This is a genomic window from Pandoraea sp. 64-18, from assembly GCF_001899225.1.
Classification (GTDB): Bacteria; Pseudomonadota; Gammaproteobacteria; order Burkholderiales; family Burkholderiaceae; genus Pandoraea; species Pandoraea cepalis.
The window spans coordinates 159,739-183,159 of the sequence record NZ_MKVU01000007.1; the positions used below are offsets into that span (position 1 = coordinate 159,739).

Genomic DNA, 23,421 nt, shown 5'->3' on the forward strand with positions numbered 1-23,421 from the left:
AGCGCACCGCCATGCATCGCCGTCATTTTCTTCACACCCTCGGCGCCCTCGGCACGGCCGGTGCGCTGGGGGGCGTCGGCGCACCGGCGCGGGCCGCCGGGCCGGTCAATGGGGCGGCGGAAGTCGATGACAGCGCGCTCGCGGGCACGTCCGGCGGCACGCTCTCGGCGTGGCGTGGGGCCACGCCCGCCTTTACGCTCGATGGACTCGACGGCCGGCCGCACGCCTTGTCCGAATGGCGTGGACGCGTGGTCATCCTCAACTTCTGGGCCACGTGGTGCGGCCCCTGCCGCGAGGAGATTCCGGCGATGGGCGAGGTGGCACGTCGATACCGTCAGCGCGGCCTCGCGCTGGTCGCCGTGAATTACAAGGAACCCCTGGCGACAGTCAAGCCGTTCCTCGACAAACTTCCCATCGACGGCACCGTGCTGCTCGACGCCGACGGTGCCGTCTACAAGCGTTTCGGATCGCTCGGCCTGCCGGCCACCTATCTCGTCGATCGCGCGGGCAACGCGCGCTTCTGGCGCATGGGCGAACTGGAATGGAGCGACGTGGGACTGCACGGGCATATCGAGGCGTTGCTCACGCAAAAGGGGGGCACGACGGCCTGAGTGTGCGTCGTTGCTGCCCCCCCCCACGGCATCAAGCCTCTTCCGACTTCCCCCCTCATCCGGCTGCGATCGACTGCGCGGCCTCGCGCACGTGATAGAGCAGTCGCGCCGCCGGCCCGGCGAGCACGCCTTCGCGGTGGGCGCAAAACAACGGTGCACGTGGCGCGGGCGCAAGCGGCCGGTAGACGATACCTTCCACCTGCATGCGCATGAGCGATGCGGGCACGACCGACACGCCCAACCCGGCCGCGACGAGCGAGAGCGTCGTCAGCAGACGCGGTGCTTCCTGCTCGATGTTCGGACTGAAGCCTGCGCCATGGCACGCCGCGATGATGGCGTCGTACAGCCCCTGCCCGGTGCGGCGCCGATACAAAATCAGCTTCTGCGTGGCAATGGCCGTCATCGGCACGGCGGCTTTGCCCGCCCGCCCCGTCAGGGCCAGCGGATGCGCCGACGGGACCGCGAGCACCATCGGCTCTTCGAGCACCGGTACGAAGACAATCTGCGCGGTATCCCCCTGCGGCTGGCGTACGAATGCAACGTCCAGTTGCCCGTCGCGCAGGCCGTCGAGCAGCTCGCTTGTACTGCTCTCGTCGAGCATCAGCGAGACGGCTGGCGCATCGCTTCGGAAGGTACGAATCACCGTCGGCACGAACGGGTGCAGTGCTGCGGAACTGGTCAGGCCTACCGACAGCCGTCCCTTGATGCCGGCCGCGACGCGGCGCACGTCGTCGACCGCCTGATCGAGTTTGCGCACGACCTCGTACGCGTCGCCAAGAAACGCCTGGCCGGCGTCGGTGAGCGCCATGCCGCGCGGCAGGCGCTCGAAGAGCGTCACGCCCAGCTGGCTTTCCAGCACCCGGATCTGCTGCGAGAGCGGCGGTTGTCCGATGCCCAGACGCTCGGCCGCGCGCGTCATGTGCCCCGTTTCAGCCACCGCAATGAAGTAGCGCAATAACCGCACGTCGATATTTGCCATATTGATTCGATATGATTCAAGTCACTTCCATATATTGGACAATATAGCGCAATCCGCCTACGCTCAAGGGGTTGCGCGCGGCATCGGTGCTGTCCGTCCTTCGATGGCCCCCTGTCTTGCGTCCCCCACCGCAGTCCCGTTTTCAGATCGAACCCGCCATGAGCCTTCCGGCCCCCTCCGCACCTGCAGACTCCGGCCTGCCCGCCACGACGCCGGCGCCGCCAGTTGCCGACGCCCCAAGCATTCGCGCCTTGTTCCTGGGCTTCCTTGGCCTTGGCATGACCGCGTTCGGCGGAGCGCTGCCGTTGGCGCGTCGGATGATCGTCGAGAAGCATCGATGGATCACGCCCGCCGAATTCACCGACTTGCTCGGGCTGTGCCAATTTCTGCCCGGCGGCAACATCATCAATCTGTCCGTCGCGCTCGGCATGCGCTTTCATGGATGGCGCGGCGCGCTCGCATCGATCCTCGGCCTGATCGCCGTGCCGTCGGCGGTGGTGATCGCACTGGGCACGATCTATCAGCATTTTCAGCACGACCCGCACGTGCGGCATCTCTTCGCCGGACTCGCAGCGGCCGCTGCCGGGCTGTTGATCCAGATCGCCTGGAAAGTCTCGTGGCCGCTGCGCAAGTCCGTGGTGCTTGCCGCGGTGGCGGCGGCGTGTTTCATCGCCATCGCGGTGCTGCGCGTGCCGCTCGTGCTCACCATGGTGGTGATGACACCGATCTCCCTTTACGCCACGTGGCGGGTGTCGCAATGACCGGCACCCTCGTCTCGCTCGCGCTCATCTTCTCGCAGTTGTCCGTGCTGGCCTTCGGTGGTGGCAACACCATCCTGCCGGAGATGGAGCGTCAGGTCGTCGATCTGCATCACTGGATGACGTCGGAACAATTCAGCGCACTGTTTGCGCTGGGGCAGGCGGCGCCCGGCCCGAACCTCATGATCGTGCCGCTCGTCGGATGGCACGTGGCCGGCTGGCAGGGCATGCTCGTGACATCGCTCGCGAAGTTCGGGCCGTCATCGCTCATCACGATCGGCGTGTTGCACCTGTGGGAGCGCTTCAAGGACCGGCCATGGCGTCGCCTTGTGCAGGTTGGTCTGGTGCCGATGACGGCGGGACTCGTTGCCGCGAGTGCGGCCTTGATCGTCGAAGCGTCGGCGACATCGTGGTGGCTCGGCGGGATCACGGCGGCCGTGGCGGTGCTCGCCATCCGCACGCGCGTGCATCCGCTGTGGTGGCTCGCTGCGGGCAGCATCGCGGGTTTGCTCGGTGGGGCGTACCTGTAGCGGCAGCGGTCGCGCCCGCCGCTTACGTCACCCCCTGCCCGCCTCGCGCACGTGCGCGTACGACGCGTGCCAGTGATCACGGCCCAACGTGCCGATCCCGTCGACCAGATGCATCCAGTCGGTGGACCCGATCACCAGCGACGCGGGCGTATCGCCGCGTGCCAGCGCCGCAAGCCGGGGTGGGCATGGGGAACGCCGCTCGGGTGTTCCGGCCACCATCATCAAGCGGGCAATCCAGGGGGCAACGTCTATCGGGATCGCCGGAACGACGACCTCTCCCGCCTGCAGCACCGGTTCGTCGGTCCAGCGCCAAGCGAAGCGCGCGCTGATACTCGCGCGTGTCGCGACGCCGATGGCGTCAAGTACGCGCTCACAGGTCAGCCCGCGCTGCGCGGCGGTATTCAGCGCGCGGACGGCGAGATTTCGCCAGTCGCCGTCGCCGCCGCAGTCCTCGCGCACGCTGGCGGCGATCAACGCGACGACGCGGGATCGAACGCGTCGCAGGGCCTCCGGATGGGTCAGCATCGCGCGGGCGTCTCGCGTGTCGTCCGAGAGATCGTCAGTCGTCTCCAACGGATCGAACAGTTGCACGTCGACCGGATGCACGCTGAAGGTCGGCGAGCCCTCGGCATCGTGTCGCCAATCGGGTTCGAGACGTTCGCGCAGCAGCGCGAAGGCAGCATCGTCACGGATCAGCGAGGGACGGTCGTCGCTCAGGTTGAGCGCGCGCCGGACGGCGCCGGGCAGCCGGAAACCCAGGCCATGGGCCAGTAACTGGCAAAGCCCGATGACTCGGTCGCTTTGCGCCAAGCTCGCTTGCGGCGCGTCGGCGAGATGCAGAATCAGCGATTCCGCGATGCGCAGTTCCGCGAACTTGCGGCGCGTCGTTGCGCTGGCGCGTTGCGAAACCGCAGTGGGTGGCAGGGGATGGGCGGCGGTCTGCGTTGCGTCGAATGCCGCCAGACACTGGCGCATGGCCGTGACTTCCTCCACGGTCCGACGCCGCAGTTGCGCATCGGTGTCGAGCGCCCACTCGCGCAGCGCGCCCTCGCCCGCAGTGCAGGCGCGCTCCAGCGCGCGCAGCTCGGGCCAAAGATATCGGCACGTGGCGCCCACCGTGACGGCGCTTAGCGCACAGGCGAACGTCACCTCAGCGGCCCCGGTGAGTGCTGCGCCGTGTCGCTGATACCCCAGGCACGCGCTCTGCCATGCGTCGTTGAGCAGGTGGTGCAGTCCGCTGTCTCGCAAACACGCGGATGCGCCTGCGAAATCGCCGCGGACCCCGTCATGCAGGCAGTTCACTGCCTCGTTGGCCAAGCGCATGAACGGATTCACCGGGTGGGATGCTGCATGGGAAACGAATGGCATGTCGGCGCCTCCTGGATGTCGGAAAAGCGAGCATCGTCCACCGTTGCGGCGCAAGACGCTTCAGGATTCGCCCGCCCTTCTGTCGGACCGCCTCACGCAGAATCTGGGATGATGGACGCATTGCGTTGCCACCGAATCCGTTGGAGGCTCCATGTCGATCGTCCCCGAGTTGGCCGCATCCCACTCTGCTTTGCTTGGGCCGCTTGGGCGACTCGCGCGCTCGTGGGTCCCGACGTGTCGACGTGATGGCCCCCTGCGCGCGGGGACGCGTGTGCTCGTGGGCGCGCTGACAGTCGTGGCCGTCGGCCTGAGCGCGGCGGTGGCACGGGCGGCCGATCCTGCCCCGGAGGCCCTTCTCTTCTCAAAAGCCGTGCCGGGCAGTGCCTTGCCATCCGGATGGCGAAACCTGCCGGTCGTGAGCGGGAAGAAACTCACCACCTACGCCGTCGTCGTCGATGGCGGGCGCAACGTCATCGAGGCCACTTCGGTCGACTCTGCCTCGGCGCTCATGGCTCAGGGCGACGGCGTCGACCTGAGCGTGACGCCCGTCGTGTCATGGCGCTGGAGAGTCGACCAGGCGATCCCGGGCGCCGACAACCGGGTGGGCGACAAGGAGGATTCGCCGGCGCGGCTGGTGTTTTTCTTCGACGGCAACACATCGTCGCTGCCGTTCGGCGATCGGGCGGCCATGGCGCTGGCCAAGGCGGGGGGCAAAGACCTGCCCTATGCCACGCTGATGTATATCTGGTCCAACGATGCCGCGCCGGGCGGCGTCATCCAGAACCCGCACACCGATCGGGTGCAGATGCTCGTGGTGGCGGGCGGCAATGCGTCGCTCGGCAAGTGGCAAACGTTCTCGCGCAACGTGGCGGCGGACTACGAACGCATCTACCGGGAGAAGCCGGGCAAGCTGCTCGGCTATGGCATCTTTACCGACAGCGACAACACGCACGCCAGCGCGCACGCCTGGTACGGCGACGTTCGGTTCGGCGCGGGAAAGTGACGCCACGGCGTGCGCCGCGCGCAGGGCGATGTCGCGAGACATTCCGCGTCCGGTTTTATCTGCCGACACCGGTTCGAGAGACGGCGACCATGCCGTCGAAAAAATCCCGGAACGCCCCGTCTGACGGGGCCTTTGCGCTATTACAACAGTCACTTGCGTGCTACGCTATCTCGCCTAGAATCTGAGCCAGAGTTTGTCGACGGGCTCATTGCTGTTCACGCCTCTCACCGCCCCGCGAGCGCCATGCAAAAGAATCGCCAGCCCAAGGACGTTACGTTCGCTTCCAGTCCGGTATTGCAGTCGCGCATGTCGATGTGGCGCTCCAAGTTCGTCGTCATCACGATCACCCTCGCGTTCATCGGACTGGTCGCACGAGCGTTCTGGATTGCCGGCCCGGGCAATAGTTTCTATATCGCGCAGGGCGAAAAGCGATACGAGCACACCATTGTCATGCCTGCGGTGCGCGGCAAGATCGAGGATCGCGACGGCCGCGTACTCGCGACCAGCCTGCCGATGCGCACCATCTGGGCGGTACCGGCCGAGGTGCCGGACGACTTGTCCGACAGTGCCCTGCAGAAGGCCAGCAAACTGCTCGACATTCCCGCGAAGGAACTGCGCGCCAAGCTCATCGGCGAGAAGAAGTTCGTCTATGTGAAGCGTCAGGTCTCGCCGGAGATCGGCAAACAGATGGAAGTCCTGGGCATCCCCGGCGTGTACGAAAGCAGCGAATACAAGCGCTTCTACCCCGAAGGCGAAGTCGCGGCACATGTGGTGGGCTTCACCAATGTCGAAGACAAGGGTCAGGAGGGCATGGAGCTGGGCGAGGAGCCCTTGCTCGAGGGCAAGGCGGGCGTGCGACGCGTCATCAAGGACCGCATCGGCCGGACCATTCAGGACCTCGACGACTCCAGCCCGCCGCGAGACGGCAAGGACATTCGCCTGACGCTGGATACACGTGTGCAGTACATCGCCTACGAGGCGTTGAAGAATGCACTGGAACGCACGGGGGCGAAAGCGGCGATGGCGGTCGTCATCGATGCCAAGTCCGGTCAGGTGCTGGCGCTGGCCAACTTGCCGACCTACAACCCGAACGACCGAGCGCATTTGACGGGCGAGCAATTGCGCAACCGCGTGTTCACGGATGTCTTCGAACCGGGCTCGATTCTCAAGCCGTTCACCATGGCGCTGGCGTTGGACCTGCATCGGCTCACGCCGACCACGCTCATTGACACGGGGCCCGGGCGATACGTCTTCGAAGGCGCGACCATCAGCGACGACAGCGCGAATGGCGTGTTGACGGCGGCGGGTGTCATTCAGAAGTCGAGCAACATCGGCATGACCAAGGTGTCGACGATGTTGCGGGCGGAGGAAATGTGGGACATGTTCACCGAGATCGGACTGGGTCAGCAGCCGAAGCTGGGGTTCCCGGGGGCGGTATCGGGGCGTTTGCGTCCGTACAAATCGTGGCGGCGGATTGAGCAGGCCACGATGGCGTACGGTTACGGGATCTCGGCGTCGCTGTTCCAGTTGGCGCGCGCGTACACGATCTTTGCCAACGATGGGGTGCTCGTGCCCATCACCATCATCAAGCCGGATACGCCGGTGCAGCCCGAGGGCGTGCGGGTGATCGACGCGCACACGGCGGCTGAAATGCGTCAGATGCTGGCGGGCGTGGTCGATACGGGCGGGACGGCCACGACGGCGCAGGTCGCCGGTTACAGCATTGGCGGCAAGACCGGTACGGCTTACAAGGCGGGCGCGCACGGATACGATCACTCGAAGTATCGGGCATCGTTCGTGGGGATCGCGCCGTTGTCGGCACCGCGCCTGGTGATTGCGGTATCGGTGGATGAGCCGAAGGCGTCGCAGCACTTTGGCGGTCAGGCGGCGGGACCGGCGTTTGCGGAGATTGCATCGCAGGCGTTGCCGCTGCTGGGGATTCGTCCGGATCTGCCGGTGCGGCCCGGGGTCATCCTCGCCGCGCCGACGTCGGATACGCCGCCGGATGACAAGGCGGCGTCGCACGGATAGGGCTTCGTGGGCTTGATATCGGTTCGTAGCGTCTTGTAGTGCCTCGTAGCTCCGTGTTGCGCCCGTATGTCTTGATGCGCCCGTATGTCCTGATGCGCCCGGTCGCTTCCAACGCCAGCGGTAAATCGGGTTGGGGGCCGCCCGCGGCACTCCAATGCCTGTTAAGTCGCACCGCGGGCGGCCCCCAACCCGATACGTCAATGCACACGATGCGACGCCCCCCGTCGGGCGACCGAGGTGGCTGGTAAAACAGGACGCGTGAGCGAACCGTGCCGCCGCCCCCGATCCGTCAACGATTGCGATGCGACGCCCCCATGGGACAACCAAGGCGGGTGGTGAGACAAGATGCGTGAGCGACGCTTGCCGGTGCCCTGACGGAGCGACTTTAAAGTGGAGCGCAGTCAGGGTACCGGCAAGCGTCGCGGGTATGGGGGATTGCGGGGGCGTTGGGGGTGAATGAGCGGGCGGTGTCGACGGATCGGGAAGGTGTGAGCAAAAAAGGCGGTTCGATGACTCGAACTGCCTTTTTTGCGTACTGAGGCGCCAAACGGCACGCACAAGCCCGTGCCCCCCCCGGCAACGCGTCGAATCATTCACCGAAACCGGTTAGCGAGTCGGCTCGGAAATCGGCTGGAAGGCCGCCCCTCGAAAGCGCCCCAAAAAGAAAAAGGCGGCCCCGAAACCGGCGCCGCCTTTCTCTCACTTGTCCGAAGAAACGCAGACAAGTTCTGAAGAAGCCTTACATCCCCGGCATCATCAGTGTGTTGGCGTTGTGCATGATCCACAGCGAGCCGACCAGCACGATGGACACGATCAGGATCGTGAACGCGAAGGCCATCACGTTCCAGCGCTGTTCCGACGAACGGTCCATGTGCAGGAAGTAGATCAGATGGACGATGATCTGCACGAGGGCCGCGCCGAGAATCAGCGGCAGCACCGTCGACGGCGGCATCGTGCCATCCATCACCAGCTTGAACGGCACGACCGTGAGGATCACCGCGAGCACGAAGCCGATCAGGTACGACTTCACGCTGCCGTGGCTACCCCCGGCCGCATTGTGGCCAGCGTCGTGGCCGTGCGATTGCACCGATTTCGTATTGCTCATTTACATCGCTCCCATCAGGTACACGACCGTGAACACGCCAATCCACACCACGTCCAAGAAGTGCCAGAACAGCGACAGGCATTGCAGGCGCGTGGTGGTGGTCGAGTTCAGACCCTTCTTGCCGATCTGGAACATCAGCACGGCCATCCACAGCAGGCCCGAGGCCACGTGCAGACCGTGGGTGCCCACCAGGGCAAAGAACGACGACAGGAAACCGCTACGGTTCGGGCCCGCACCTTCCAGAATCAGATGGTGGAACTCATACAGTTCCATCGCGATAAACCCGGCACCCAGCAACCAGGTCACCGCCAGCCAGCCCAGTACCGTGCTCTTCTTGCCGTTGTGCAGCCCCACCATGGCAAAGCCATAGGTGATCGACGAGAACAACAGGATGAACGTTTCGACCAGCACGAACTTCAGGTCGAACAGTTCCTTGCCCGTCGGGCCGCCCGCAGACGAGTCACGCAACACCGCAAAGGTGGCGAACAGGCCGGCGAACAGCACCAGGTCGGTCATCAGGTACACCCAGAAACCGAAGATCGTGTTGCCACCGGTGTCGTGGTGCGCGTGGTCGTGCGCATGCGCATCGGCATGCGCGCCAGAGTGTTTGAGAACTTCGCTCGTCATGATTAAGCCTTTGCTGCTGCGGCCAGTGCCTGATGGTGAGCCGTTTCAATGGCCACCACTTCCGGCGACTGCACGTAGTAGTCGATCGAATCGTCGTTGCTGCGGCAGATGAAGGTCACGATCATGCCGACGAAGCCGACGATGGCCAGCCACCAGATGTGCCAGATGGCCGCGAAACCGAACACCAGCGAGAACGCACTGATGATGAAACCGGCGCCGGTATTCTTCGGCATGTGGATCGGTGCGTAGCTCGTCTTCAGATCGCCCTTGATGCCGTGGGCCTTGCGATAGGCCAGCTCGTCGATGTCATGCACGCGCGGCTCTTCGGCAAAGTTGTAGAACTGCGGCGGCGACGACGTCATCCATTCCAGCGTACGGCCGTTCCAGGGATCGCCCGTCGTGTCGGCCAGCGCCTTGCGGTTCTTGATCGAGACGACCAGTTGCAGCACCTGGAAACCGATACCGGCGGCGATGAACAGTGCCCCCACCCACGCGGCGATCAGCCACGGCTGCCACGCAGCGTTTTCGTAGTGGTTCAGGCGACGGGTCATGCCCATCAAGCCCAGCACGTACAGCGGCATGAACGCGAGGTAGAAGCCGATCAGCCAGCACCAGAAGCTTGCCTTGCCCAGACGCTCGTCGAGCTTGAAGCCGAAGGCCTTCGGGAACCAGTAGTTCATCCCGGCGATGTAACCGAACAGCACGCCACCGATGATCACGTTGTGGAAGTGAGCAATCAGGAACAGCGAGTTGTGCAGCACGAAGTCGGCGCCCGGCACGGCCAGCAGCACCCCCGTCATGCCACCGATCACGAACGTGACGATGAAGCCCAGCGTCCACAGCACCGGCACGGTCATTTGTACGCGACCGCGGTACATCGTGAAAAGCCAGTTGAAGATCTTCACGCCGGTCGGGATCGAGATGATCATCGTCGCGATACCGAAGAACGCGTTCACGTTGGCACCCGAGCCCATCGTGAAGAAGTGGTGCGCCCACACGAGGAACGACAGCACCATGATCGCAGCCGTGGCGTACACCATCGACTTGTAGCCGAACAGCTTCTTGCCCGAAAACGTCGAGATGATCTCCGAGAACATACCGAACGCCGGCAGAATCAGGATGTACACCTCCGGGTGACCCCAGATCCAGATCAGGTTGATGTACATCATCGGATTGCCGCCCAACTCATTCGTAAAGAAATGGAAGTCGAGGTAGCGGTCGAGCGATAGCAGCGCCAGCGTCACCGTCAGCACCGGGAACGCGGCGCACACCAGCACCATCGTGCACAGCGAGGTCCACGTGAAGACCGGCATCTTCATCAGGTTCATGCCCGGCGCACGCATCTTCAGAATCGTGACGACGAAGTTCACACCCGTGAGCAACGTCCCCAGACCCGAGATCTGCAAGGCCCAGATGTAGTAATCCACCCCCACGCCCGGACTGTATTGAATGCCCGAGAGCGGCGGGTAAGCCAGCCAGCCCGTGCGCGCGAATTCACCCACGCCCAGCGACAGGTTCACCAGCGCTGCGCCGGCCACGAACAGCCAGAACGAGAGCGTGTTCAGGAACGGGAATGCCACGTCGCGGGCGCCGATCTGCAGCGGCACCACGAGGTTGACGAGACCCGTCATGAACGGCATCGCCACGAAGAAGATCATGATCACGCCGTGGGCGGTGAAGATCTGGTCGTAGTGCTCCGGCGGGAGAATGCCCGGCGAGTTGTGCGCGAGCATGAGCTGCGTACGCATCATCAAGGCGTCGGCAAAGCCGCGCAGCAGCATAACGAGCGCGACGAGCACGTACATGATGCCGATCTTCTTGTGATCGACCGACGTGACCCATTCGTTCCACAGGTACTTCCACTTGCCGAAGTAGGTGAGCAGCCCAATGATGCCCAGCCCCCCCAGCACCATCATGCCGACCGCGCCGACGATGATCGGCTCGTGGTACGGGATGGCTTCGAGAGTCAGTTTGCCAAACAGCGTTGACATTGTTGTTTACTCCTTGTGCGCGTGCGCAGACGCACCGGCGTGCATCGCATGCGCGCCGGCATTGTCCATGGCCATGGTCATCGCGGCGGCCGGTGCCGTCGCGGTGTCGTTGGCCGCACCCTTCATGTCCATCTTCATGTCCATGCCCTTCATGTCCATGGCACCGTGGTTCTCATGGCCGTCCTGCTGCTGGGCCATGCCGGATGCCATGGGGGCGTGCACGATCGACTGGAACAGGTTCGCGTCGACCGAGCTGTAGTACGTGACCGGCGTGTTCTCGCTCATCGGCACGAGCGATGCGTAGGCGTCGCGGTCGAGCACCTTCTTCGACTCGCGCACCTTTGTCACCCATTGCTCGAAGTCGTTGTCGGTCATCGCCAACGTCTTGAAACGCATGCCCGAGAAGCCGCCGCCGCTGTAGTTCGCCGAAATGCCGTCGTACGCACCGACGTGGTTGGCGATCAAGTGCAGCTTCGTCTGCATACCGGCCATCGAGTAGACCTGGCTACCCAATTGCGGAATGAAGAACGAGTTCATGATCGATTCCGACGTGATCTTGAAATTCACGGGGGTATCGACCGGAACGGCCAACTCGTTGATCGACGCAATCCCTTGCTCCGGGTAGATGAACAACCACTTGTAGTTCATCGACACCACTTCGACCGTGATCGGCTTCACATCGCTTTGCAGCGGCTTGTAAGGATCGAGTTCGTGGGTGGAGACCCAGGTGATGCGCGCGAGGATCGCAATGATGATGATCGGCACGAGCCAGACCACGACCTCGATGGCCGTGGAGTGCGACCAGTTCGGTTCGTAGCGGGCCGCCTTGTTGCTCGCGCGATATTTCCACGCAAACCACAGCGTCATCAAGATGACCGGAATCACGACGATCAGCATCAGCCAGGTGGCCGTGAGAATCAGGGATTTGGTCTCTTCTCCGATCTGCCCCTTGGGGTTGAGAACGGCCATGTCGCAGCCAGCCAAAAGCAGCGGCGAGCACAGGGCGAGGAGCCTTAGCAATCGCGGGTTTCTGTGTTTCTTCATGTCACACGACAGGGTTGAGTTGGCCAACGAACGGCGCAACACGGGCTTACCGGCCTGATGCAGGGTCGCAGGAGGTTGGCAAGGGTTAAGGTGAGACGGGAGCAGTCGCCGCGCCGATATTGCACCGGCCGAACTACGACGACTGTGTCATCGAAAAGACGGGAACCGGGGCGGGTTGCCGCCCCGAAGACCTCAAGTCACTGCCCGACTTCTTGTCTTTTACTTCCATCACGGTGCGGCATTATGCCGAAGTTTAATTAGGCCGGACATCGCACACACACCGGCGCGACAATGTGTCGCGCAGCCCTCACGCATACGCGCGCGACGTTTTCAAAGCAGATCGGCACGTGTTTGGCGGTAAACGCTGTGCAATGCAGCAATTCGGGAAGGTTCTTAGATTTCAAGAGGTGCGACGTTGTGTCGCACCTCCATTTGCCGTGTCGCAGCGAAACGCACCGAATTGGTGCATCGAGAGGAAGGGAAGGCAGCTGAGGACGTTGGCCCGGCGTTTCAATCCAGCGACAGGCGCACGGCGAACGCCAGGAGCGCCGCGCCGAACGACCAGCGTTGGACTTTTTGTGCCAGCGGACGGGTGCGCAGCCAGCGGGCGATGCGGGCGGCACCGAAGGCGAGCGTCACGTCGAAGATCGCACCCACGACCAGCAGCAGTACACCCAGTTCGAGCACCTGCGACCACATGGGCCCGGCTTCGGCGCGGACAAACTGGGGCAGCAGCACCGAACAGAACAGCAGCGCCTTCGGATTGAGCACGCTGGAGAGCACACCGCGCCGCACGGCATGCGCGAGCGGCGGTGCAGCGTCGGTCGGCGCGGCCGCGGCCTCGATGCCGAACGCCGGAGAACGCCAGATCTGGATCGCCACCCACGCCAGATAGATCGCGCCCGCGATGCGCACCGTCTCGAAGAGCCACGGCGCCGAACGCAACAACGCCGCCACGCCGCAGGCCGAGAGCGTTACGTGCCCGGCACGCGCCAGCGCCAAGCCGGCCGCCGTCGCCAATCCGTGCCGCACCCCTCGCGTCATGCTCGTCTGCATGACGAGCGCCATATCCGGGCCCGGCAACGCGTAGACGACGATCAACGCACCGACGAAGACGGTGAGCAACTGCAGCGAAACCATGATTTTCCCCTGACGGCCGCAATGGCGGAAACGAACCTCATGATCTCGCTATTCAACGAGCGATACACAGCGTTTTTCACTCACAATTCTTTAATAATTTAGCTTATTTCACCAATAAAGTGCATTTCACATTGGAGTCTCACCAAGTTAGAGGTCACACCCGCGACAATCAACCTAATCCGGAAGGATGAGGGCAACACTTTCCGGAAATTGCAGATCGTGGTGGAATGCCATCTTTGTAGTAGCTTTCGTAGCGGGATACTCATCATGAACGAACTCGACGCCATCGATCGGGCGATTCTCTCCATCGTCCAGCGCGATGGCCGCATTTCCAACGCCCGGCTCGCCGAACGTGTGTCGCTGTCCGAAACACCCTGTGCGCGACGTCTGAAACGGCTCGAAGCCGAGGGCTATATCACCAGCTATCGGGCAGAACTTTCGAACCGCGCGCTGGGGCTGGGCGTGACGGCATTCGTGCATGTGCGCTTCGCCGTGCATGACCGCGCGCTGTCCGAGCAGTTCGAGCGCGAAGTCCAGGCCATCGAGCGCATCGTGTCGTGCCACAACATCTCCGGCAGCGCCGATTACCTGCTGGAGGTGGTTGCCACGGATCTCGACGATTACGGCATGTTTACGCGCGACGTGCTGCGCGCCCTGCCCGGCGTCTCGTCAATCGAATCGATGCTGTCGCTGCGAGAAGTCAAACGCGATACCGGTGCGCCGTTGCTCTAATCCGACTCTCGGCGGCGTGGCGCGCATTTGCCCGTAGAATGGCGGACTGACTCGACTTAGCAGACCTCAGGTGCCTCATGCCGGACGCCACGCCCGTCGTACCCTCCCAGCCGACCTCCCTGCCGCGCAATGCGCTCGGGGCCAGCGCCGCCAACGATGACGCCCTGATGTTCGATCTCGCGCCCGTTTCGCTCTGGCTCGAGGACTTCAGCGGTGTGAGGCAACTGTTCGACGAATGGCGCGCGCAAGGGGTCACCGACCTGCGCGCCCACTTCAGGATCGACCCGGCGCACGTCGCCGCTTGCTCGCGGCGCATTCGTGTCATCAAGGTCAATCGACGAACGTTGTCGATGTTCAACGCCCCATCGCTCGACGCGCTCGTGGCCGGCCTGCCGCGCATCTTCCGCGACGACATGCTCAAGACCCACATCGAAGAGCTTTGCCAGTTGTGGGACGGCCGTACACACTTCACGAGCAAGACGGTCAACTACACGCTCGATGGCCGGCGTCTCGATGTGCTCCTGAACGGCTCGGTCCTGCCCGGGCACGAAGCCACGCTGGGACGCGTGCTGATCTCGCTGGAAAACGTGACCGAACTCGAACACGCCCGCGAGCGCGTGACGATGGGCGAGCAATACGCACGCGGGCTGTTCGAATACTCGCCAGTCTCGCTTTGGGTCGAGGATTTCAGCGCCATCAAGTTGTTGCTCGACGACGCCCGTGCGCGTGGCATCACGGACTTCCGCACGTTTACCGACGTTCACCCCGAATTCGTGGAACGGTGCATGACCGAGATCCACGTGCTCGACGTGAATCGCCATACGCTCGCGATGTTCGTCGCGCCCGACAAGGCCTCGCTGCTCGCCCGCCTGCCCGAAGTGTTCCGCGACGACATGCGACACAATTTCCGCGAGCAGTTGGTCGACCTGTGGGAGAACAAGCTGTTCCAGCAGCGCGAAGTCGTCAACTACGCGCTCGATGGCAACGAGATCAACGTTCATCTGCAATTCGCGGTGCTGCCCGGTCACGAGGCGCGCTGGGACCTGGTGCTCGTGGCGCTCACTGACATCACCGCGCGCAAGAAGGCCGAGTCGTATCTCGAATTCCTCGGCAAGCACGACGTGCTGACCAAGCTGCGCAACCGCTCGTTCTATGTCGACGAACTCAATCGGCTGGAGCGCAAGGGGCCCTATCCGGTGACGGTGATCGTCGCCGACCTGAACGGCCTGAAGACCGTGAACGATCAGCTAGGGCACGCCGCAGGCGACGCGCTGCTACGCCGTGCGGGCGAGGTGTTGGGCAAAGCGGTCACCGCCCCGCAGATCGCGGCGCGCATCGGCGGTGACGAATTCGCGTTGCTGCTGCCCTCCACCGATGCGACGAGTGGCGCGACGCTGATCGAGAGCATTCGCCAACTCGTGGAGTTGAACAACTCGTTCTACCCTGGCACGGCGCTCTCCTTCTCGATGGGGATGGCGACGTGCGAGGCTGGAGAGCGGCTCGAAGCCACGACCCAACGGGCCGATTTGCTGATGTACGAAGAAAAGCGCAATCACTACGCCGGCACCATGAACGAACGGCGTGTGCTCGATGGACTGCCGTCCGGCACCGGCGAGATGAGCGGTGGCGGCAGTCGCGACTGAAGCGACTAGCGCGGCTGGAACGCGATCAGGCTCATGCCCGCTAACGCAATGGCCACACCGGCCATGTCCCACGGCGTTGGGCGCACCCCGTCCACGAGCCATAGCCACACGATCGCCACGCTGATATAAACGCCGCCGTACGCCGCATAAACACGACCGGCCGCCGACGGATGCAGCGTCAGCAGCCACGCGAAAAGCGCGAGCGACATCGCCCCCGGCACAAGCAGCCATGCGCTGCGATCGTGCTTGAGCCACAGCCAGGGCAAATAGCAGCCGACGATCTCCGCCACCGCCGTGACGACATAAAGCAGGAAGGTTTTCATCGTGCGATTATGCCCGGCGCGAATCGAATGCGTCATATCGCAGGCAGCATCGACTGGCGAAGCGCCGGGTGGCCTACAATGCCGCGTCTACCGGAGAAGCTCATGGAATCGTTGGAAGCACGCGTCGTCGAACTCGAAGTCAAGGCGGCGTTTCAGGAGGATTTGCTCGAAACCCTCAACGACATCGTCACGCGTCAGGAGCAGCAGCTCGATTTGCTGCAAAAGCAGATCAAGGCGCTGTACCAGCAGATGCAGTCGCAGGGACAGGGGGGAAACGATGGCAATCCACGTCATGAAGTCCCGCCGCATTATTGAACTGGATCGAACCGGATCGAACTGGCGAGCCGGTAGCGCCGTTGCGCGAAGACGAACGTGCGTGGGCACGGATTGACACGGTTCGCACGGGCAATTGCCGCACGCAGAACGATTCTGCGTCGTCCGGGTCACATCATCATCGACGATTCAGGCATGGCCGCGCCGTGCCGTGCCCGTCCCTCGGACCTTCGTAACATGACCGCTTACCGCCCGCCTCGTCGCCTCCTCCCCACCGACACCTCGGACACTTCCGTGACCTCGCGCCGCGACGCGCTGCGCCTGACGGCGGCGGGGCTCCTCGGCCTTGCGCTCGCCCCGCTCATGCGCCCGGCCAATGCCGCGTACAACATCTGGACCGGCGAGTACACGATGACACGTCAGGACATCGAGGCGGCCGTCGGCAAGCGCTTCCCGACCACGCTCAACTACGGCCAACTGCTGTCCGTCGAACTGACGCATCCGAAAATCGGCTTCAACCCGCAGGCCAATCGCGTCATCACGCAGATCGACGCGCAATTGCAGAACGTCTTGCTGCAAGGCCAGCCGCTCGCTGGCGTGCTGAGCCTGTCGAGCGCGCTGAAATACGACCCGGTCAAACGCGCCGTGTTGCTCGACAACCCGAACGTCGAGCGTGTGGATGTGAACGGCATGCCCCCGGCATACGACCAACAATTGACGGCCATTGGCGGCTCTCTCGCCCAGCAAGTACTCAATCAGTATCCGATCTATACATTCAAACCCGAGCAATTGCGTTATGGCGGACGCGATGTCGAGCCGGGCGCCATCACCGTGCTGTCCGACGGCATCAAGGTCGAAGTCAAAACGAAGTGACAGGATCGCGCGCCGTGTCGCAAAAGAACAAGGGCAGCCCGCGGGCTGCCCTTGCCTTATGCCGCAGGGTTCTCCGGCGTCGCGCTTGCGCGTGAGACCGGGAACGCCACGAACTCAGACCACCGTCAGCGTCACGTCGATGTTGCCACGCGTGGCGTTCGAGTACGGGCACACGATGTGTGCCTTCTGCACCAGCGCTTCGACCGTCGCGCGATCCACGCCCGGCACGCTGATCTTCAGTTCCGCCTGAATGCCGAAGCCCGTCGGGATCTGACCGATTCCGACGCTTCCGTCGATCTTCGTGTCGGCGGGCAGCGCAATCTTTTCCTTGCCCGCCACGAACTTCAGCGCGCCCAGGAAGCAGGCCGAGTAACCGGCGGCAAACAGTTGTTCCGGATTCGTGCCGCCAACGCCCGCGCCGCCCATTTCCTTGGGTACGACCAGCTTGACGTCAAGCACGCCGTCGGACGACACGGCACGGCCATCACGGCCTCCGGTCGCGGTGGCATGGGCGGTGTACAGCACTTTTTCGATCGACATAACGAACTCCTGGTGAGTAGAGAATTTCACTTCCAAACTTCGATCGCCCCAGCCCGGCACACCTTCCCGGCGTTGCCTTCCGGCCCGACGACCCCTCTGACATCCGCTGGCCGGCTCGTGCGAGCCGGCGTCAACTCAAGCGACGCCGCACACCGACGCCACCACATCCTCCAGGCGCGACGGCGCCCGGAACAAACGGGAAGCCATCACGCTCCCCTGAAACCCGGCAAACAGCGCACGCGCAGTGCCATCGGGCGACGACGTCAGCGTGAGCGAACCGTCTGCCACGCCCTGGGCCAGCACACGTGCCAACCACGCTTCGTGATACGCGAAGAATCGCTGCACCGCTTCGCGAACCGTCTCCGGCAGCGTTTCGATGTCGGCCGCCAGCATGCCGCACAGACAGATCCGATGCCCGTCGGCCGCGATGCGCCCGAATCCTCGCGCATACAACGCCAGCTTCTGCGCAGGCGGCAGCGCCTCGTCGATGCTCGCCAGCCCTTCGTTGATCGACGCGTCGTAAGCCTTGATGGCTTCGAGTACGAGATCTTCCTTGGCCGGGAAGTAATAGTGGATGCTCGACGTCTTGACCCCGACTTGCTCAGCAAGATCCCGATAGCTGAAGCCGTTGTAGCCCCGCGTCATCAGGAACCGCTGCGCATGCTCCAGCAGTTGTTCCTTGACGGTCGGTGTGGCTGGCGATGTGTTTGTGCGATTCATGAAACGAACTTTATCTATCAGTAGATAGATAGTCAAGCCGTTTTATCGGATCGATCGATGGATTTTTTCAATGAAGGCCATAGCCGGGGCGCCCCCCCCTGCCATGTACGGCGCCCAAGAAGACAAACAGCGAATCTTGCGAGCCGCTGCTCCATGAATGGCCAAATCTCGCCAGGTGTCCGACGTTGCTCAGAAGTCGATCTTCGCGTTCAGGCTGACCATGCGCGGGTCGGCCGGCTTGATGTAGTTGTCGTACTGATATTCCCAATACTTGCGGTTGGTCAGGTTGCTCACCGCCGCGCGCAGCGTCACGTCCTTACCTGCGACGCGCGTGCGGTAGGTTGCGCCGAGGTTGATCAACGTATAGCCCGAGACGGTCAGCGAGTTCTGCGGATTGAGTGCCGTGCGACCGTTGTAGCGAATATCGCCCCCGACCGACAGACCCGGCACGTAAGGCACCTTGTACTCGACGTTGCCCGAGAGCACGAAGCGCGGCGCGCCGCCCACCCGGTTGCCGTCGAAACCGTTCGTACGGGCGTACCAACTATCGAGCGCCATGGCGCTGGCGCCGAGCGTCCACCGTGGCCCCAGCTTCACCGCCCCGGCCAACTCGATCCCCTGGTAGATCGACTGGCCATCCGAGACGCGCGCGTTGGCGCTGTTCGTGTATACCGCACCCCGTTCAATGCGGAAGAGCGCCGCCGTCGTGCTCCATGTGGCCTGTTCCGTCTTCACGCCAACCTCGTACTGACGGCTCTTGAACGGGTTGAGCACCGCGCCCGCGTTGGCGTAGGTCGCCCCCACCACTTCGCCAGCCTCCAGCGCTTCCACATAGCTGGCGTACGCCGTCGTGTTCGGCGCGAGCTTGTACATGACGGCGAGCGTCGGCGTGAACACACCGTTCGTCGAGTAGGTCGAGATCCCCTGCGCGTTCGTCTGATCGTAGTTCGTGAAGCGCGCGCCACCGAGCACCGACAGTCGATCCGTGATCTGTACCGTGTCGGAGGCGAAGACCGAGCGCTGTTCAATGGCGCTGGCGCGTTGCGCCTGGAGCGTCGAGCCGTCGCCAAAGAACTGATACGACGCCCCCTGGTACAGATTGCCCGAGTATGTCGAGAAGGGAACATACGCGTTCGCGGTGACCGGGCTGTACAGATACGCGTAGTCGTTCGTCTGATACTGCGATGCGTAGCCGAACGTGAGCTGGTGCGCGAGCGGCCCCGTACGAACCTTGCCCTCGGCCGCCACCTGCCACGCGTGGAACGTATTGATTTCGTCGCCCAGATCGTTCAGGCCACGGAAGTCGCCTGCGCCGTTGAGCAAATAGAGCGTGGCTTCGTTACGGTCGCGCGTCGACTTGTTGTAGGCGAAGTTGGCCGACACCTTCCAGTCCGGATTCAACTGATATTGCAGGCCGGTCGTGTAGAACTGCGTGATGGTGTTCAGATGCGTGGCCTGCGTCTGAAGATTCGCGTTCGACACATTGATCGGCCCCGGCAACTGATGGCCCTGGAAGGACGCCGTCGAGAGCGAGGGCGTGGTGCCTGTCGCCCGGCGATCCTGGTACATCGCGCCGAAGTTCCACGTCAGGTCGGGCGTCAAACGTGCGTCGAGCGCGAGCGACACCGTGTCGCGATTCAGATTGCCGTCCGAATAGGTGCGGCCTTCCTCGTGCGTGTAATTCAGCCGGGCGCCGAACATGTCGTTCGGCCCGGCACGCCCCCCGAGATCGACATGCTCGCGCCAGATGCCGTTCGAATGGAAACCGACATCGACGCTGGCGATGCGCTCGTCCGTCGGCTTTTTCGTCACATAGTTGACGACACCGCCCGGGGCAACGAAACCGTACATGAAACCGGACAACCCCTTGAGCAGTTCCACGCGGTCGAACTGCTCGTACGGCATCGTCACACCGTAGGTCATCACGGGCATCCCGTCGAGCTTGAAGCCGGATTGCCAGTCGATCGGCATGCCGCGCACATAGATGTAACCGGCCCAGGCGTCGAAGGCGTTGCTGCCGTCGGTCACCGAGGCGTCGGTCGAGAACACGTCGCCAAGCTTCGCGGGTTGGCGTTGTTCGAGCTGCTCCTGGCTGACTACCGTTGTGGAGAACGGCGTATCGAGCTGGCTGCGCGAGCCAAGCGCGCCGGATTGCACTGGCTGCTTGAGGTTCTGCGGCGTTTCACGCAGGGCCGAGCCGGTCACCGTTGTGGCCTGGAGCGTGGCTTGGGCATCGGCGTCGGTTGTCGTTCCATCCGTGGACGTGGCCGCCATCGACTGGGCGATGGCCGGTGCGGCGACAAAGGCCAGGAGTGCGGCCAGCGCGAGCGGCGCCAGACGGCTTCGGGGAACGACGACGTTGCCCGTAGCGGTGCGGCCAGCCTCCCCCGAGGCGCCGTGATGGTAAGCGAAGGTCATGCTGCAAATCCCGAGTGACGATTTGAAATATTTATTGAATGCGAATCGTTAACATTCTCATTCAAAAATCGGAATATTAACAAACGTTCACGTATCGTCAACAAGTGTTGAAGATCGGCGTCGCGGGACAACACGGAAATACAACATTTCCATCCCATACAGGAAGGGAATGTTGGCAAACGACGCTGCCGGACAGTTGCCGCGGCGGTGGTTTCGGGGCGGTGGTCTGACCGGCGCATCGGAAACCGTGTCAAATAGGCTAGTATTGCGGCACTGTCGCCGACCGAGCGGCTAATTGACTGGACCGCCGACCCTCATCCGGGGCGCGCGTGCAATGTGGTATGGACCTCGACGCCATTGATCTGAAGATTTTGCGGGAGCTGCAAGCGGACGCCCGCCTCACCAACGTAGAACTCGCCTCGCGCGTGAACCTCTCGCCGTCGCCTTGCCTGGCGCGCGTGAAAGCGCTCGAAGCGGCGGGCTACATTCGCCAGCGCGTCACGCTGCTCGATCCGTCCCGGCTCGGGTTGCACATCAACGTTTTCATCCACGTCACGCTCGAAAACCAGAATCGCGACGGTCTGGATGCGTTCGAAACGGCCGTCACCGCATTGCCCAACGTCATGGAGTGCTACCTGATGTCGGGCGACGCCGATTACCTCCTGCGCGTTATGGTCAGCGACATGAGTGCCTACGAGACGCTCATCACCGATCGGCTCTCCCGCATCCCGGGCATCCGCAACATTCGCTCCAGTTTCGCGCTCAAGCAGGTCTTGTACACCACGGCCGTCCCGGTGCCCGACCGCTCCGGCGATGCCTGAGGCCGCGTCCCCCGCTACGTTCGCGACGTCCGACGCCGGCCAGCCCCCGCACGGCGGGGCCGGCCAGCAGATCGCCTTGCACGTCGCGGCCATGTTGTTCGGCGCTTCGGCACTGTTCGGCGAGCACATTGCCGCGAGCAGCGCGATGATCGTCTTCGGTCGCGGCCTCTTTTCGTGGCTTGCGCTGAGCGTCATTGCCCTCGCAGGTCTGGCGGGCATGCGCAGTGCCGCGCGGGTCGCGGGCGGCGCGCCGTGGCGCGGGCTCTCGCCCGCCTCGGCGTTGCGACTCATCCTCGCCGGCGGGCTCCTCGGCGCGCATTGGCTCGCGTTCTTCCTGGCGATCAAAGCGGGCGGCGTTGCCGTCGGCACGCTCGGCTTCGCCTGCTTCCCGGCGTTCGTGATCCTGCTTGAATGGCCATTGCGTCGCGAGCGCCCCACCTTGGGCGACGCGGGCGTCATCGCACTCGTGTGCGTCGGACTGGCGCTCGTCACCCCGGCGTTCGACTGGCGCGCCGGGGCAACCGTCGGTCTCGCGTGGGGAGTGTTCTCCGGCGCCCTCTACGCCGTTATCGCCCTGTCCAATCGCGTGCTGGGCGCGCAGGTCTCGCCGCTGCAGGCCAGTTGGTGGCAATGCTTCGGCATCCTGCTCGTGCTCGGCCCGTTCACCTGGCGCGAGGCACTGTCGCTCCCCGCGACGCAATGGGGGTGGCTCGCATGCCTCGGCGTCGTGTGCACCGCCCTCGCCTACACGCTGTTCATCCATGCGCTGCGCACCGTCAAAGCCAGCCAGGCCGCGGTCGTCATCGCCCTCGAGCCGGTCTACGCCATCGCCTTCGCATGGGCGCTGTTCGGCACCTCGCCCACGCTCAAGATGGCCGCGGGCGGTGTGTGCATCGTCGGCGCCGTGGCCTGGTCCGGTTCGATGCGCTCACGCCGTCCCGCTCACTGATGCCTCACCGCCCCCTCACTGAGGCTCCCATGAGGCCGTCGGCCGTCAGACGAACATCCCGCCCGACGCCTCGATGCGCTGGGCATTGATCCAGCCGGTCTCGTCGGCCAGCAGCGCCGCCACAATGCCGCCGATGTCGTCGGCCTCGCCCACGCGGCCCAGCGCCGTGTTCGCGGCCACCATCTGATTGACGCCCTGATTGTCACGCACCGTGCCGCCGTTGAAGTCCGTCGCGATGGCGCCCGGCGCCACCGTATTGGCTCGAATACCGCGCGCGCCCAACTCCTTCGCCAGGTAGCGCGAAAACACCTCGATACCGCCCTTCATCATCGCGTAGGCCGACGCGCCCGGCAGCGAGAATCGCGCCAGACCGCTCGAGACGTTCAGGATGCGTCCGCCGTCCGAGATCAGCGGCAGCAACGTCTGCGTGAGGAAATACGGTCCCTTCAGGTGCAGCCGCACGAGCTCGTCGAACTGCGCTTCGGTCGTCTCGACGAATGGCGCGTGCAAGCCCGTTCCGGCGTTGTTGACGAGGAAATCGAACGTATCGCGCTGCCAGACATCGCCCAACACGCGCCCGATTTGCGCGGCGAACGGGCCGAACTGCGAGGCATCCGACACGTCGAGCGGCAAGGCCACGGCTTTCGCACCCAGCGCGACGATCTCAGCCACCACCGCGTCGGCTTCCGCGCGCTGGCTGCGATAGGTGAGGATGACGTCGATTCCGCGACGTGCCGCTGCGAGCGCCGACGCGCGGCCCAGGCCGCGGCTGCCACCGGTGATGAGAACGATTTTGCGAGTCATGGTATTTCTCCTGAAGGCGTTGGGCCTTGCCGGTTGGCAACGCCCTGTTGAACCCCATCGACACCCGTGCCGTTCGATGTCGGTGACAGACGGCAGGTTGAGGTGCGGCGGTATGTTCAACAGGTTATTGCAACGAAT

23 protein-coding genes are annotated in these 23,421 nt (G+C 63.8%); 11 read left to right on the forward strand and 12 right to left on the reverse strand.

Going from position 1 to position 23,421, the window contains the following annotated elements:
• Positions 1 to 11: 11 nt before the first annotated feature.
• A complete protein-coding gene (locus BGP02_RS06130) occupies positions 12 to 611 on the forward strand; it encodes a TlpA family protein disulfide reductase (protein WP_017234263.1) in 600 nt (199 codons plus the stop codon).
• A 55-nt stretch (positions 612 to 666) separates the two neighbouring features.
• Here BGP02_RS06130 and BGP02_RS06135 read toward each other — a convergent pair whose 3' ends face one another.
• Positions 667 to 1,590 carry a LysR family transcriptional regulator gene (locus BGP02_RS06135; RefSeq protein ID WP_017234264.1) on the reverse strand — a complete coding sequence of 308 codons (924 nt, stop codon included), beginning with the start codon at positions 1,588 to 1,590 and terminating at the stop codon, positions 667 to 669.
• Between the two features lie 158 nt (positions 1,591 to 1,748).
• On the opposite strand from BGP02_RS06135, the gene BGP02_RS06140 reads away from it, so the two are divergent.
• Together BGP02_RS06140 and BGP02_RS06145 are read left to right on the forward strand one after the other, a co-directional pair.
• Positions 1,749 to 2,351, forward strand: coding sequence for a chromate transporter (locus BGP02_RS06140; protein WP_017234265.1), 603 nt, complete (start codon positions 1,749 to 1,751; stop codon positions 2,349 to 2,351).
• The gene (locus tag BGP02_RS06145; RefSeq protein ID WP_286798215.1) at positions 2,348 to 2,878 is read left to right on the forward strand and encodes a chromate transporter; all 531 of its coding nucleotides are present in this window, start codon (positions 2,348 to 2,350) and stop codon (positions 2,876 to 2,878) included. Before BGP02_RS06140 ends, BGP02_RS06145 begins: the two co-directional genes overlap by 4 nt.
• Before the next feature lie 27 nt (positions 2,879 to 2,905).
• Here the strand turns inward: BGP02_RS06145 and BGP02_RS06150 are convergent, their stop codons facing one another.
• Entirely contained in the window at positions 2,906 to 4,246 is a 1,341-nt protein-coding gene (locus tag BGP02_RS06150; RefSeq protein ID WP_286798216.1) for a hypothetical protein, read from the reverse strand.
• 295 nt (positions 4,247 to 4,541) lie between these two features.
• Here BGP02_RS06150 and BGP02_RS06155 point away from each other — a divergent pair, with 295 nt between their 5' ends.
• Positions 4,542 to 5,249 carry a DUF3047 domain-containing protein gene (locus BGP02_RS06155; RefSeq protein WP_261938173.1) on the forward strand — a complete coding sequence of 236 codons (708 nt, stop codon included), beginning with the start codon at positions 4,542 to 4,544 and terminating at the stop codon, positions 5,247 to 5,249.
• Positions 5,250 to 5,492: 243 nt separating this feature from the next.
• Positions 5,493 to 7,280: a peptidoglycan D,D-transpeptidase FtsI family protein gene (locus tag BGP02_RS06160; protein WP_017234268.1), complete on the forward strand. Its 1,788-nt coding sequence runs from the start codon at positions 5,493 to 5,495 to the stop codon at positions 7,278 to 7,280.
• Between the two features lie 739 nt (positions 7,281 to 8,019).
• Here the strand turns inward: BGP02_RS06160 and BGP02_RS06165 are convergent.
• From BGP02_RS06165 to BGP02_RS06185, 5 genes are all read right to left on the reverse strand, one after another.
• Positions 8,020 to 8,385, reverse strand: a complete 366-nt coding sequence (locus BGP02_RS06165; protein ID WP_017234269.1) for a cytochrome o ubiquinol oxidase subunit IV — start codon at positions 8,383 to 8,385, stop codon at positions 8,020 to 8,022.
• A complete protein-coding gene (locus BGP02_RS06170) occupies positions 8,386 to 9,012 on the reverse strand; it encodes a cytochrome o ubiquinol oxidase subunit III (protein ID WP_017234270.1) in 627 nt (208 codons plus the stop codon).
• A gap of 2 nt (positions 9,013 to 9,014) precedes the next feature.
• The gene (cyoB, locus tag BGP02_RS06175) at positions 9,015 to 10,994 is read right to left on the reverse strand and encodes a cytochrome o ubiquinol oxidase subunit I (RefSeq protein WP_026132005.1); all 1,980 of its coding nucleotides are present in this window, start codon (positions 10,992 to 10,994) and stop codon (positions 9,015 to 9,017) included.
• Positions 10,995 to 11,009: 15 nt separating this feature from the next.
• Positions 11,010 to 12,047, reverse strand: coding sequence for a ubiquinol oxidase subunit II (gene cyoA, locus BGP02_RS06180; RefSeq protein WP_083902321.1), 1,038 nt, complete (start codon positions 12,045 to 12,047; stop codon positions 11,010 to 11,012).
• A 510-nt stretch (positions 12,048 to 12,557) separates the two neighbouring features.
• The gene (locus BGP02_RS06185) at positions 12,558 to 13,187 is read right to left on the reverse strand and encodes a LysE family translocator (protein WP_017234274.1); all 630 of its coding nucleotides are present in this window, start codon (positions 13,185 to 13,187) and stop codon (positions 12,558 to 12,560) included.
• 267 nt (positions 13,188 to 13,454) lie between these two features.
• Here BGP02_RS06185 and BGP02_RS06190 point away from each other — a divergent pair, with 267 nt between their 5' ends.
• Positions 13,455 to 13,919: an Lrp/AsnC family transcriptional regulator gene (locus tag BGP02_RS06190; RefSeq protein ID WP_017234275.1), complete on the forward strand. Its 465-nt coding sequence runs from the start codon at positions 13,455 to 13,457 to the stop codon at positions 13,917 to 13,919.
• A 77-nt stretch (positions 13,920 to 13,996) separates the two neighbouring features.
• Complete coding sequence (locus BGP02_RS06195) at positions 13,997 to 15,562, forward strand: sensor domain-containing diguanylate cyclase (RefSeq protein WP_017234276.1); 1,566 nt, start codon at positions 13,997 to 13,999, stop codon at positions 15,560 to 15,562.
• A gap of 5 nt (positions 15,563 to 15,567) precedes the next feature.
• On the opposite strand, the gene BGP02_RS06200 is transcribed toward BGP02_RS06195, so the two are convergent.
• Positions 15,568 to 15,885, reverse strand: coding sequence for a YnfA family protein (locus BGP02_RS06200; RefSeq protein WP_026132006.1), 318 nt, complete (start codon positions 15,883 to 15,885; stop codon positions 15,568 to 15,570).
• 102 nt (positions 15,886 to 15,987) lie between these two features.
• On the opposite strand from BGP02_RS06200, the gene BGP02_RS06205 reads away from it, so the two are divergent.
• The gene (locus BGP02_RS06205; protein WP_017234278.1) at positions 15,988 to 16,200 is read left to right on the forward strand and encodes a SlyX family protein; all 213 of its coding nucleotides are present in this window, start codon (positions 15,988 to 15,990) and stop codon (positions 16,198 to 16,200) included.
• 252 nt (positions 16,201 to 16,452) lie between these two features.
• Complete coding sequence (locus BGP02_RS06210; protein ID WP_017234279.1) at positions 16,453 to 17,031, forward strand: DUF1439 domain-containing protein; 579 nt, start codon at positions 16,453 to 16,455, stop codon at positions 17,029 to 17,031.
• A gap of 114 nt (positions 17,032 to 17,145) precedes the next feature.
• On the opposite strand, the gene BGP02_RS06215 is transcribed toward BGP02_RS06210, so the two are convergent.
• The 3 genes from BGP02_RS06215 to BGP02_RS06225 form a co-directional block, all read right to left on the reverse strand.
• Positions 17,146 to 17,571 carry an organic hydroperoxide resistance protein gene (locus BGP02_RS06215; protein ID WP_017234280.1) on the reverse strand — a complete coding sequence of 142 codons (426 nt, stop codon included), beginning with the start codon at positions 17,569 to 17,571 and terminating at the stop codon, positions 17,146 to 17,148.
• A gap of 135 nt (positions 17,572 to 17,706) precedes the next feature.
• Positions 17,707 to 18,291, reverse strand: a complete 585-nt coding sequence (locus tag BGP02_RS06220) for a TetR/AcrR family transcriptional regulator (protein ID WP_286798217.1) — start codon at positions 18,289 to 18,291, stop codon at positions 17,707 to 17,709.
• Between the two features lie 189 nt (positions 18,292 to 18,480).
• Positions 18,481 to 20,709 carry a TonB-dependent siderophore receptor gene (locus BGP02_RS06225; RefSeq protein WP_286798218.1) on the reverse strand — a complete coding sequence of 743 codons (2,229 nt, stop codon included), beginning with the start codon at positions 20,707 to 20,709 and terminating at the stop codon, positions 18,481 to 18,483.
• 341 nt (positions 20,710 to 21,050) lie between these two features.
• On the opposite strand from BGP02_RS06225, the gene BGP02_RS06230 reads away from it, so the two are divergent.
• Entirely contained in the window at positions 21,051 to 21,530 is a 480-nt protein-coding gene (locus BGP02_RS06230; RefSeq protein WP_017234283.1) for an Lrp/AsnC family transcriptional regulator, read from the forward strand.
• Positions 21,523 to 22,479 (forward strand): DMT family transporter, encoded by a 957-nt coding sequence (locus BGP02_RS06235; protein ID WP_261938170.1) that lies wholly within the window; start codon positions 21,523 to 21,525, stop codon positions 22,477 to 22,479. Before BGP02_RS06230 ends, BGP02_RS06235 begins: the two co-directional genes overlap by 8 nt.
• A 45-nt stretch (positions 22,480 to 22,524) precedes the next feature.
• Here BGP02_RS06235 and BGP02_RS06240 read toward each other — a convergent pair whose 3' ends face one another.
• On the reverse strand, positions 22,525 to 23,283 hold the full coding sequence (locus tag BGP02_RS06240; RefSeq protein ID WP_268566725.1) for an SDR family NAD(P)-dependent oxidoreductase: 759 nt from the start codon (positions 23,281 to 23,283) through the stop codon (positions 22,525 to 22,527).
• Between the last annotated feature and the right edge of the window lie 138 nt (positions 23,284 to 23,421).